Here is an 11,215-nt window from a genome sequence, read left to right as displayed (position 1 = left end):
CCGCCTCATCGGACGAGGTCCGCGGTCAGGTCGCCGAGCGCGGCGGCCCCGCACAGCGCGAGCGTGTGGTCGGTCTCTTCCCGGAGGCGTTCCAGCACTTCCGTCACCCCTTCCTCACCCGCCGCGGCGAGGCCCCACACCACGGGCCGGCCGACGCCGACGGCGGTGGCGCCCAGCGCGAGCGCCTTCACCACGTCGGTGCCCCGCCGCACGCCGCCGTCGAGCACGAGCGGGATCGCGCCCGCCACGGCCTCGGCCAGCGCGGGCAAAGCGTCCACAGTAGACACGGCGGTGTCGAGCTGACGGCCGCCGTGGTTCGACACCACGAGCCCGTCGACGCCGGCCCCGACCGCGAGGCGGGCGTCGTCCGGGTGCAGCACTCCCTTGAGCAGCACGGGAAGCGCCGTCGTGCGCTTGAGCCACGCCACGTGCTCCCACGTGAACTCGGCCGACATCTCGATGTCGCGCACACGGCCCGAGCCGTCGCGCAGGTTCTCCACAACCAGCCCGGGCGGCAGGTCGTGGAAGCCGTTGCGGTGGTCGCGTTCCCGCCGGCCGAACACCGGCGAGTCGACCGTGACCACGAACGCCCGCACGCCCGCGCGTTCGGCCCGGCGCACCACGGACTCCGTGAACTCCAGGTCCGGCTGCAAGTACAGCTGGAACCACAGCGCCGGGTCGGCCGCGGCCTGGCGCGCGGCGTCGGCGATGTCCTCCACGGCCGTGGTCGCGGCCATGCTCACCACCAGCACCGTGCCGGCTTTCGCGACCGCCTTCGCCGTCGCCAGTTCGCCGTCGGGGTCCGCCAACCGGTGGAACGCCGTCGGCGACACCAGCACCGGCATCGACAGCGGCGAGCCGACCAGCTCGGTCGAGAGGTCGCGCTTGGCCGCGCCCCGCAGTACGCGGGGCACGAGCACACGCCGGGAGAACGCCTCTTCGTTGGCCCGCAGCGTCAGCTCGTCGCCGGCGGCACCCGCGTAGAAGTCGTAGTGCGCCGGGTCGAGCCGCTCGCGCGCCGCGGCTTCGAGTTCCGCGATCGTGCGCACGGGTCAGGCCAGCTGGTCGGTGAAGAACTTCGTGAGCGCGTCCACGTGCACGGGGCGGTCCCACTCGTTCTCGAGGTTCTCCGTCACGTGGTGGGTCGCCACGAGCTCGCCGCGCCGGTAGTGGCGGACGATCGGGTGCAGGTAGTGGCCCTCGCCGTTGTCGTTGGCGACGTCCTGGCTCGCGCGCTTCACGGTGAAGTCGAACGGGTCGACCTTGTCGTGGTCCGGGCCGTAGTCGAGCGTGATGAGGAAGGCGTTTTCGGCGCCGTTGAGCGGAGAGTCGGCGAAGCGGGCCACCGGCATCTCTTCGAGGTAGCGGGCCTGGCCGCCCTCGACGATGAGGATGTCGGAGAGGAAACCGAACTGCTGGAACAGCCCGGAGGTCCGGTTGATCCGCTTGAGCACGGCGTCGACCAGCTCGCCGGTCTCGGCCTTGAGCACGGTCTGCGGCCACTCGTTGTCGTGGTAGCGCTCTTCGAGCACCTTCGACAGCGCGCGCACGCCGTAGCGGAAGCCGTGGATGAACCCGCTGGTGGCCTTCTTGAAGTCGCGGGCCTGCGTGATCGTGCCGGCGAAGTACAGGCCGGGCACGTTCACCGACTCCCACGACGACGTCTGCGCCGGGAAGCGGTCGTTGATCGTGAGCTCGGGGCGGCAGTCCTCGTCGAACATCGAGGCGTCGAAGCGGAAGCCGGTGGCGGCGATCACGCGGTCGTAGCGGATCTCCTTCACGACCTCGTCGGCGCGGGCGAAGGCGAACTTCACGTGGTAGCCGTCTTCGTCCTTGCGGATCTCCCGCACGTCGCCGTCGAGGATCGCGTGCTGCAGCTTGAGCTGGTACATGTCGAGCACGCCGGCGTTGAACGCGCGCAGGTGGCCGACGAAGTGCGTGCGCCAGGCGAGCTTCACCGGGCGCGGACCGGCCACGTGCAGCACGGCCGCGTACGCGTTGATGCTGTCGGCGGTCTCGAAGGCCGAGTTGGCCTTGCCGAGGATGAGCACGCGCTTGTTGGTGAACTGCGCGGGGTCGGTGTCGAAGTCTGCGTACTGGTCCACGAGCTCCATGCCCGGAACGTCGGGGATGTACGGCTTCGTCACACCGGTCGCCATGATCAGGCGCTTGGTGGTGAACGCGACTCCGTCGCCGTCGGTGATCGTGAAGAGAGCGCTTTCCTTGTCACGGCTGATCCGCGTCACCCGGGTGCCGTAGCGGATGGCGATCTTGTGCTTCGCCGCGTAGTCGGCGGTGTAGCGCACGAACGTCTCGGCCGGCGGGAAGAGCTCGGCGCTGTAGTCGGTGAACAACAGGGGGTCGGGACCGTCGTCGAGGAGTGAATTCCAGTCGACGCGCAGGTTGAGCTCCGGGTCGGTCCAGCCCGTGTGCTTCTTGTTCACCGAGATCAGCGTGCGGTGGCGCGGGAACCTCGTGAAGAACGTGGCCGGCGTGGGGCCGGCTTCGAGCAAGAGGTAGCGGTGACCCGCCTGTTCGAGCTGCCGGCCGAGCTGCAGGCCCGCGGGCCCCGCGCCGACCACCAGATAGTCCAGAACGTCGTCCACCACACCGGCCTCCAGCCTCGATCTTCGCCTGACGGCCGACAGCCTGAACCCGAGATCTCAGAAAAGGCTCAGAGATCCCGATCAGCGGGTGGGCGAAAATCCGTGAAGGGCACCTCGGGGGAACCAGCGTCCCTCAAGGTGCCCTTCACGGTCAGGTGGCTCAGCGTGACAGGAGCTTCATCGCCGTCTCGGAGTAACGCTTGCCGGCCACTTCGGCGGCGGGCACGGCCGTCTCGATCGCTCGGATGTCCTCTTCGGACAGTTCGAGCGCGACGGCGCCGACGTTCTCGTCGAGGTACTTGCGCCGCTTCGTCCCCGGGATCGGGACCACGTCGTCGCCTTGGGCCTGCACCCAGGCGAGCGCGAGCTGCCCCGCGGTCACGCCCTTCCGCTCGGCCAGCGCACGCAGCGCCTCGACCATCGCGAGGTTCTTCTCGAGGTTGCCCTCGGCGAATCGCGGCTGCGTCTGGCGGCGGAAGTCGTCCTCACCGAAGTCGGCGGCCGAGGTGAACTTGCCGGTCAGGAACCCACGGCCCAGCGGCGAGTACGGCACGAGGCCGATGCCGAGCTCCCGGCACGCCGGCACCACGGCGTCCTCGATGTCGCGCGACCACAGCGACCACTCCGTCTGCACGGCAGAGATCGGGTGCACGGCGTGGGCGCGGCGGATCGTCTCGGCGCCGGCCTCGGACAGGCCCAGGTGGCGCACCTTGCCCTGCCGCACCAGCTCGGCCATGGCCCCGACCGTCTCCTCGATGGGGACGTCTGGGTCCACGCGGTGCTGGTAGTAGAGGTCGATGTGATCGATGCCCAAGCGCCGCAACGAGTTCTCCACGGCCTCGCGCACGTACTCCGCGTCGCCGCGCACCCCGCGCTTGCTCGGGTCCTCGCGGTCGCGCACGAAGCCGAACTTCGTGGCCAGCACGACCTTCTCGCGCCGGTCGGCGATCGCGCGGCCGACGAGCTCTTCGTTGGCCCCCATGCCGTACATGTCGGCGGTGTCGAGCAGCGTCACGCCAAGCTCCAGCGCGCGGTGGATGGTGGCGATCGACTCGGTGTCGTCACCCTCTCCGTAGAACTCGCTCATCCCCATGCAGCCGAGGCCCTGCGCGCTCACTTCGAGCGTGCCGAGGCGGCGGGCAGGCAGCGTCGACCCAGCCATGTTTTCTCCTGGAGTTCGGTCTGTGAAGGGCCCCGGGAGTCCCAGGGGCCCTTCACGGAAAGGATTTACTTGCCGGCCGCGCGCGCGAGCCGCTCGGGGTAGCGCGCCCCGGCCACGGCGCCGGCCGGAGCCGCCTGCTCGATCGCCGCGATGTCCTCTTCGGACAGTTGCAGCTGAGCCGCGGCGACGTTCTCTTCGAGGTACTTGCGCCGCTTCGTGCCCGGAATCGGCACCACGTCGTCGCCTTGGGCCTGCACCCACGCGAGCGCGAGCTGCCCCGCGGTCACGCCCTTCGCCTCGGCCAGTGCGCGCAAAGCGTCCACAATGGCCATGTTCTGCTCGAAGTTGCCGTCGGCGAAGCGCGGCATCCCGCGGCGCATGTCGTCCTCGGGCAGGTCCTTCACCGACGTCACAGCGCCGGTCAGGAAACCGCGGCCGAGCGGCGAGAACGGCACCACGCCGATGCCCAGCTCACGGCAGGTCGCGAGGATCTCGTCCTCGATGCCGCGCGTCCACAGCGACCACTCGCTCTGCAGCGCCGTGACCGGGTGCACCGCGTGGGCGCGCCGGATCGTGTCGGCGTTCGCCTCGGAAATCCCGGCGTAGCGGATCTTTCCGGCAGCCACGAGCTCGGCCAGCGCGCCCCACGTCTCCTCGACGGGCGTGTCCGGGTCCACACGGTGCTGGTAGTAGAGGTCGATGTGGTCGACACCCAGGCGCTGCAGCGACTCGTCGCAGCACTGCTTCACGTACGCGGCGTCGCCGCGCGCGCTCATGCCGCCGTCCTTCCACACGATGCCGAACTTGGTGGCCAGCACCACCTGGTCGCGCCGGTCCGCGATCGCGCGGCCGACCAGCTTCTCGTTCTCCCCCGCCCCGTACACGTTGGCCGTGTCCAGCAGCGTCACACCCAGCTCCAGCGCGCGGTGCACGGTGGCGATCGACTCGCTGTCGTCGTCGCGCACGCCGTAGGCCTGGCTCATTCCCATGCAGCCCAGTCCCTGGGCGCTTACTTCCAGCTCACCGAGTTTCCTCGTAGCGATCACGCGGAGATCTCCTCCATGGCGGACACGTGGCCGAGGACCTTGCGTTCCACCTGGTCGTAGTTACTGATCTTGTAATCCAGAATGTCCAGGCACCCCTGGAGCTCGGCGATCCGGTCGGCTACCGACTGGCGCTGCTCCACGAGGATCGCCTTGCGGCGCCCGGCGCTCGCGACGCCGTGGCGCCGCAGTGACGCGTACTCGCGCATGCTCTTGATGGGCATGCCGGTGAGCCGCAGCTTGGTGAGGAACCCGAGCCAGTTCAGATCGTCGTCCGAATACGCGCGTCGCCCCGCCGCGTCGCGGGCCGGCGGGTCCAGGAGCTTGATCCGCTCGTAGTACCGAAGGGTGTCGATCGACAGGCCGCTACGTCGTGCGGCTTCCGCTATCGAGTAGCTCATACGCTCGACAGTACGACCTGGAGTGCGCTCCAGGTCAAATCCCGATCGGGTGGGGTGATGCCCGGATTGCGCAGGTCAGCCGGTCAACCCCCGTGAAATGCGCGCCGGCCCGCCCACTCACGCCCAGCCCTCAACACCCTGGACCGACCACATCACCCGACTGACGGTCGCGTACCGTAACACCGTTGCGTTACCCTGAGCGCGTGCCCCGTCCCCGTACGCACGACGAAGCCCTCCGGCTGAAGCTGCTGGACCGGGCCGGCGAGCTGATCTCCGCCGACGGCCCGAAGGCCCTGTCCCTGCGCAAGCTGGCCGCCGACGCCGGGACGTCGACCACGGCCGTGTACTCACTGTTCGGCAGTAAGCCGGACCTGGTCAACGCGCTGTACGTCGAGGGCTTCCGCCGCTTCGGCGAGCGACTGAACGCCGTGGAGCGGACCGACGACGCCGTCGCGGATCTGGTGCGCCTCGGCGTCGCCTACCGCGCCAGCGCGCAGGCCGATCCGCACCTGTACGCGATCATGTTCACGCGCTCCGTGCCCGGCTTCGAGCCCAACGCCGAGGCCGACCGCCTCGCCCGCACCACCCTCGAGCCACTCGAGGACACCATCCGGCGCGGAATCGCGTCGGGGCAGTTCGCAGACGTGGCGCCCGAGGTGATCATCGTCAGCTCGTGGGGACTCGTGCACGGGCTGGTGTCGCTGGAGCTGTCGGGGAACCTGCCGCCGGAGTTCAGCGTGAGCGGTGCGTACGAGGAAGCCTTGCGCGCCAACGCTTCCGGCTGGCTCAAGGGACCGAACCCGGCGTAAGCGCCACGGCGGGCGATGGTCACCGCCACCGTCAGGTCAGCTTGAGCTGGGCTTCGATCACCACGTTGCCCGCGGCGTCGTAGGCCTTCACCTTCGACCCCGGGTCCGTGTCCGGGTAGTTGTCGGCGTCGGTGTGCCAAAGCGCGAAGGTGCCGTGCGACAGCACCGCGTCCTGCGGCTGCCGGCCCGGGTAGGTGACCGAAACCCGCGTCACGTTCGGCGGTACACCGCCGGCGAACACCTGTCGCTCGGGCTCACCCGTTTCCTTCACCGGGGCCAGCACCGAGCTGAGCACCCCGAAACCCGAGAGCGGCCTCAGCTCACCCTGCCCGCCGGCCGGGTCGACCGCGTAGTAAGTGTCCCCCGCCCTCCCCGGATAGGGGCGCGCTGAGCAGGTGATCACGTGCTGCCCCAGCCGCGCGACAACGAACCTGCGGTTGTTCCAGCTGAGGTAGGCGCCCGCCACGTAGGCGTCGCGGTCCGGCACCTGCCGCTGGGACCCGGCCAGGCACTCGCCGAGGAACTTGCCCGCTTCCGACGTCCGCTCCGCCGGTGCCGGGAGATCGACCGTCGTCACCAACGGCGCCGGGGCCACCGGCACGACAGCGGACGCGTCCACCGGCCTGAGGGGCAGCACCGGTCCGAGGGCGACCGGCACGGTCGGCGCAGAGTCGGTGAACACCGCGAACTGGTGGGACCTCGCCGAAACCGTCGAGACAGGAGGGCCGCCGAGCAGCGGGTTCGACCCCGGCGCAACTGCCTGCACGCTCTGCCATGACGGGTCCGCCAACCCCGCGACCAGGCCGTCGGCCGTGCGCAGGAGCACCTTCGTATTCGTGCCGGGCACCAGCACCGGCTTCGCCCCCGGGTCCGAGACGGTCACCGACGTCGCCGTCACCTCGCAGAACACCGGCTTGTCCCCGATCGTCGCGGCGATCACGATGGCGGCGCCGTGGCCGGCGATCAACTCGATGTTCCAGCCCCGCGGATCGGTGATGGCGGAGCTGTAGGGCTTCGCCGCGTTCCAGCAACGGTCGAGCACCGCCTGCGCGGCGTCACTCCCCGCATTCGGCGCCGCGGGCGTCACCGGTCCGTTCGCGCCGTCGCGCACTACGCCGGTCGCGAACACCGCACCGGCGGCGAGCACCACCACGGCCGCCGCGGCGAGCCACATCGGACGGCGGCGCGAGGGCCGGCTCTCGTCGGCGAGCCCGGCGCGGATCCGGAGCCGCATGCGGTCGCGTACCTCGGGCGGCAGTTCACGGCGCGGGGGGAGGTTGTCGATCATTTGTCCTCCAGAAGGGCACGCAAATGGGCTCGCGCCCGGGACAGGTGCGAGCGGACGGTGACCTCCGCTACTTCGAGCAGCGCCGCCGCGTCGGCGGTCGGCACGTCGCCCAGCAGGCACAGCTCCACGACCTGGCGCTGCGCCTTGGACAATCCGGCGACGGCGTCGAGGATCGCCTTCAGGCGTTCCTCGCCGTCGAGCTGGGCCGCGACGGCTTCGGCGTGATCCGAAACCACCTGCGGTTCCGGGATCCGGCTCAGCAGCCGCAGCCGCCGGCGCGCGCCGCGGTGTTCCGTGCGGGCAAGATTGCCCGCGACGGTGTACAGCCACGGCAGCGCGCTGTCCCTGATCAGCTTCAGCTCGGCGCGCTTGCGCCAAGCGATCAGGAACGTGTTCGACGTCAGGTCCTCGGCCACCGCCCACGACCCGGTCAGCCGGTAGGCGTGGTTCCACACCGCCTGCGCGTGGCGTTCGAACAGCTCGCCGAACGCCCTCTCGTCCCCGCCTGCCGCGCGCCCGAAGAGCTCGGCGTCCACGGTTGCCCCTTGGATGGTCACACCGGGAAGTGGCCGGGAACCTCCGAAGTGTTGTGAGTGTTGCGCTGGTGGTTCAGACCGCTTGATCAGACCGCTTGGTTAGACGGCTTGGTTCAGACCGCGCCGTACTGGCGGTCTCCCGCGTCGCCGAGCCCGGGGACGATGAAGCCGGAGTCGTTGAGCCGCTCGTCGATGCTCGCGGTGACCACGCGCACCGGCAGGCCGGTCTTCTCCAGGTGCGCCAGACCTTCGGGCGCGGCCAGGGCGCAAATAGCGGTCACGTCCGTCGCACCCCGGTCCGTCAGCAGCCGGATGGTGTACTCCATCGACCCGCCCGTCGCGAGCATCGGGTCGAGCACCATCACGGGCCGGTCGGCCAGCGACTCCGGCAGCGATTCCAGGTAGGGCGTCGGCTTGAGGGTCTCCTCGTCGCGCGCGAGCCCGACGAACCCCATCTGCGCGTCGGGGATCATCTTGTGCGCCTCGTCGGCCATGCCAAGGCCGGCGCGCAGCACGGGGACCAGCAGCGGCGGGCTGGCCAGCCGGTAGGCCTCCGTGCGCGCGACGGGCGTGTGGATCCGCTCGGTGCGCACCGGCACGTCGCGGGTGGCTTCGTACACGAGCATCACAGTCAGCTCGTGCAGCGCGGCCCGGAACGCCGCGCTGTCCGTCCGCGCGTCACGCATCGTGGACAGGCGGGCCTTGGCCAACGGGTGATCGACGACGTGCACATCCATGCCGCCTAACTTAGCTGCCGAGTGTCGTCCGCGTCTCGGCTCATCTCGTAGTAGTTCACCGCCTCGAAAAAATGCCCCACCACGGGCGCCAGCTTGTCGAACGGCCACGCCGGCACATCCGCCACGTTCGCATCATCCGGCGGCTCGATGCAGACAATCATCCTCCAGTTGGCGTACGATCCACTGATCTTCCAAGACTGGCGCATGGGTTTCCTCCTCCGCGAGAACACGAGCCAAACGTTCTCCCGATGCCAGAACCGCACGCAACCTTCCTTCAGGTGAGCGATCTTTCGTGCCACCGTGGCAAGAGGACAAAGTGTGCCCATGACGAAGAACAAAGGAGTCTCCGTTCGGCAGCGGAGAGTTTCCGGGGAACTGCGCCGCCTGCGGTTACTGCGGAAGATGACCTGCAAACAGGTGGCCGAAGGCGTGGACTTCTCGGAGAGCAAGATCTCCCGCATGGAAACGGGCGACCGCGGCTTGTACCCCGACGACGTCGCGGCGATCCTCGGTTTTCTGCAGGCTCCGTCGGATCTGCGGCAAGAGCTCATGGCGCTCGTGAGGGGTGGCGAGGAGCGCAACTGGCATGAAGTGAACGGGAAGTTGCCACCCACTTGGAAGGACCTGATCCGGTTCGAGGAGCAGGCTTCGGTCATCAAGAACTACGAGACGCTGCTGATCCCCGGCATCGCGCAGATCCCTGAATACAGTCGCGAACTCATCCGCGGCAACGACACCCTACTCACCGAGACTGAGGTCGAGAGCTTGGTAGCCGCGCGCGCTACCCGGCAACTGATTCTGAGCCGCAGAGATGCCCCCTCGGTTCACCTCATCATCGATGAAATGGCCTTGCACCGCCAAATTGGCGACTCGGCAACAATGCATAATCAGCTCCGGCATCTCCTGCAGCTGAGCCGACGCTCGAACGTAACCGTGGAGATCGCTCCCTTCGCGGCCGGCGCGCACCCTGGCTTGCGCGGCCCCTTTGTCCTCCTCGAATTTCACAGCGAGCCGACCCTTGCGCACGTCGAGAGCCGGGGTACCAGCAGCTTTCTCGAAGAAGATGACTACATCGACAGCGTCAAGACCGCTTGGCGCAGCATCCGCTCCATCGCCCTGTCATCAGACGCCTCAGCCCGGATGATTGCCGATATGATCGGCGAGTCGACTCAAGCCGAGGAGTACGAACCATGATCGCCCCCGACTTCGCCCAGGCCATGTGGCGGAAGAGCTCCTACACCACCAGCGACTCCAACTGTGTCGAGTTCGCGGCTTGGCAAACGAGTTCCTACACCACAGACCAGTCCAACTGTGTCGAGGTTGCCACCTCATTGGTCGAGATCGGGATCCGCGACACGAAGGACCGCGCGGGCGGCCACCTCACCGTGTCGCGGACCGCGTGGACCGCCTTCCTCAGCTCCGCGCGCTAGCGAACCAGCGAACCCACCGCCGCTGCCAGGCCGTTTCGACGGCCCGGTGGTGGTGGTTCTCGCGTACCCACGTCACAGCGTCGTCAGGCCCAAGGTCGGAGAGCGTGGCAAGACAGGCGAGGACCGTGCCGGTGCGGCCGACCCCTCCGTAACAGGCCACCTCCACCGATTCCCCCGCCAGCGCGCGGGCGTGCAGCGCCAGGATCTTGCGCCGAGCGTCGCCCCAGTTCAGGGGCAGCAGGAAGTCCGGCCAGCGGATCCAGTCGTGCTCCCAGGTCAGCCCGGCGTCGTACTTGCGGCGCAACCGTCCCGAGCCCAGGTACAGACCATAAGTCGGCGCCGGGCCTTCCGGCGCGGGCCGGCCGAGGCCGCGGCCGCGGACCTGGGCGCCGTCGGGCAGTGCGAGGGTCCCCACCAGAGCAGATGCCATCGCCCCATCTTGGCCCTTATCCGTCGTTCGATGGACCCCGAGCGACCCCGATCGGGCTAGGCTGCCGCGGGTGAGTGACGACGCAGCCCTTCCGAGCCCCGACCAGATGCGGGCCTCCGACGCCGACCGCGAGCAGGTCGCGCAGGTTCTGCACCAAGCGCTGTCCGAGGGCCGCATCACGATCACCGAGCTCGAGGAACGGCTCTCCACCGTCTACGCGGCGAAGACCATCGGCGAGCTGAAGCCTGTGACCCGCGACCTGCCGATCGGCGCCACGCCCACCACGCCCTCCACAGCTCTGCAGCCGGCCACCAGCCGCGCCCTCGGCCTCCCCGACAGCCGCATCGGCGGCCACCCGGGCTCCAACGTCTCGATTGGCGTTCTCTCCGGCGCCATCCGCAAGGGCAGCTGGGTACTCCCGCCGCAGCACACGAGCGTCGCCTTCTGGGGCGGCGCGGAGATCGACCTCCGCAGCGCCCGCTTCGCCGACAAACAGTCGACCATCACCGCCGTCGCCATCATGGGCGGCATCGAGATCACGGTCCCCGACGACATCAACGTCGACGTCACCGGCCTCGGCCTCATGGGCGGCTTCGTCCTCGAAGACAAGTCCGGCGCCCCACCCGCGCCGGCCACAGCCCCCACCCTGACCATCAACGGCCTCGCCTTCTGGGGCGGCGTGGTCGTCTACCGCAAGAAGGCGAAGAAGGACAACCCGCAGATCGAATCCTGAACGCAGGCCAGGTAGCACAACAAGGTCGACGCCCACGTGG

General features: G+C 69.0%; 14 protein-coding genes. 4 read left to right on the top strand and 10 right to left on the bottom strand.

Annotated elements, in window-relative coordinates; genetic code table 11:
- Positions 1–5 precede the first annotated feature (5 nt).
- The 5 genes from K1T34_RS22990 to K1T34_RS22970 form a co-directional block, all read right to left on the bottom strand.
- The gene (locus K1T34_RS22990; RefSeq protein ID WP_220246263.1) at positions 6–1,049 is read right to left on the bottom strand and encodes an alpha-hydroxy acid oxidase; all 1,044 of its coding nucleotides are present in this window, start codon (positions 1,047–1,049) and stop codon (positions 6–8) included.
- 3 nt (positions 1,050–1,052) lie between these two features.
- Positions 1,053–2,609 carry an NAD(P)-binding domain-containing protein gene (locus K1T34_RS22985; RefSeq protein WP_220246262.1) on the bottom strand — a complete coding sequence of 519 codons (1,557 nt, stop codon included), beginning with the start codon at positions 2,607–2,609 and terminating at the stop codon, positions 1,053–1,055.
- 157 nt (positions 2,610–2,766) lie between these two features.
- Positions 2,767–3,768 carry an aldo/keto reductase gene (locus K1T34_RS22980; protein ID WP_220246261.1) on the bottom strand — a complete coding sequence of 334 codons (1,002 nt, stop codon included), beginning with the start codon at positions 3,766–3,768 and terminating at the stop codon, positions 2,767–2,769.
- A 65-nt stretch (positions 3,769–3,833) separates the two neighbouring features.
- Complete coding sequence (locus K1T34_RS22975; protein ID WP_220246260.1) at positions 3,834–4,814, bottom strand: aldo/keto reductase; 981 nt, start codon at positions 4,812–4,814, stop codon at positions 3,834–3,836.
- Positions 4,811–5,212, bottom strand: a complete 402-nt coding sequence (locus K1T34_RS22970) for a MerR family transcriptional regulator (protein WP_220246259.1) — start codon at positions 5,210–5,212, stop codon at positions 4,811–4,813. Before K1T34_RS22970 ends, K1T34_RS22975 begins: the two co-directional genes overlap by 4 nt.
- A gap of 203 nt (positions 5,213–5,415) precedes the next feature.
- Here K1T34_RS22970 and K1T34_RS22965 point away from each other — a divergent pair, with 203 nt between their 5' ends.
- Positions 5,416–6,021: a TetR/AcrR family transcriptional regulator gene (locus tag K1T34_RS22965; RefSeq protein WP_220246258.1), complete on the top strand. Its 606-nt coding sequence runs from the start codon at positions 5,416–5,418 to the stop codon at positions 6,019–6,021.
- 31 nt (positions 6,022–6,052) lie between these two features.
- On the opposite strand, the gene K1T34_RS22960 is transcribed toward K1T34_RS22965, so the two are convergent.
- From K1T34_RS22960 to K1T34_RS22945, 4 genes are all read right to left on the bottom strand, one after another.
- Entirely contained in the window at positions 6,053–7,309 is a 1,257-nt protein-coding gene (locus K1T34_RS22960) for a hypothetical protein (RefSeq protein WP_220246257.1), read from the bottom strand.
- Complete coding sequence (locus K1T34_RS22955) at positions 7,306–7,845, bottom strand: RNA polymerase sigma factor (protein ID WP_255638654.1); 540 nt, start codon at positions 7,843–7,845, stop codon at positions 7,306–7,308. The genes K1T34_RS22960 and K1T34_RS22955 overlap by 4 nt, the downstream gene beginning before the upstream one ends.
- A gap of 113 nt (positions 7,846–7,958) precedes the next feature.
- Positions 7,959–8,582: a uracil phosphoribosyltransferase gene (upp, locus tag K1T34_RS22950; protein WP_220246256.1), complete on the bottom strand. Its 624-nt coding sequence runs from the start codon at positions 8,580–8,582 to the stop codon at positions 7,959–7,961.
- Positions 8,583–8,587: 5 nt separating this feature from the next.
- On the bottom strand, positions 8,588–8,788 hold the full coding sequence (locus K1T34_RS22945) for a hypothetical protein (protein ID WP_220246255.1): 201 nt from the start codon (positions 8,786–8,788) through the stop codon (positions 8,588–8,590).
- A 118-nt stretch (positions 8,789–8,906) separates the two neighbouring features.
- Here K1T34_RS22945 and K1T34_RS22940 point away from each other — a divergent pair, with 118 nt between their 5' ends.
- Both K1T34_RS22940 and K1T34_RS22935 read left to right on the top strand, forming a co-directional pair.
- The gene (locus tag K1T34_RS22940; RefSeq protein ID WP_220246254.1) at positions 8,907–9,776 is read left to right on the top strand and encodes a helix-turn-helix transcriptional regulator; all 870 of its coding nucleotides are present in this window, start codon (positions 8,907–8,909) and stop codon (positions 9,774–9,776) included.
- Positions 9,773–10,012: a DUF397 domain-containing protein gene (locus tag K1T34_RS22935; RefSeq protein WP_220246253.1), complete on the top strand. Its 240-nt coding sequence runs from the start codon at positions 9,773–9,775 to the stop codon at positions 10,010–10,012. The genes K1T34_RS22940 and K1T34_RS22935 overlap by 4 nt, the downstream gene beginning before the upstream one ends.
- Here the strand turns inward: K1T34_RS22935 and K1T34_RS22930 are convergent.
- Positions 9,996–10,442: a protein tyrosine phosphatase gene (locus K1T34_RS22930; RefSeq protein ID WP_220246252.1), complete on the bottom strand. Its 447-nt coding sequence runs from the start codon at positions 10,440–10,442 to the stop codon at positions 9,996–9,998. The genes K1T34_RS22935 and K1T34_RS22930 overlap by 17 nt on opposite strands.
- Before the next feature lie 106 nt (positions 10,443–10,548).
- On the opposite strand from K1T34_RS22930, the gene K1T34_RS22925 reads away from it, so the two are divergent.
- Positions 10,549–11,175 (top strand): DUF1707 domain-containing protein, encoded by a 627-nt coding sequence (locus K1T34_RS22925; RefSeq protein ID WP_220247358.1) that lies wholly within the window; start codon positions 10,549–10,551, stop codon positions 11,173–11,175.
- Positions 11,176–11,215 lie beyond the last annotated feature (40 nt).

Source organism: Amycolatopsis sp. DSM 110486 (assembly GCF_019468465.1).
GTDB lineage: Bacteria > Actinomycetota > Actinomycetes > Mycobacteriales > Pseudonocardiaceae > Amycolatopsis.
The sequence above is the reverse complement of the archived record's forward strand: the minus strand, read 5'-3'. Positions and strand labels throughout refer to the sequence as shown.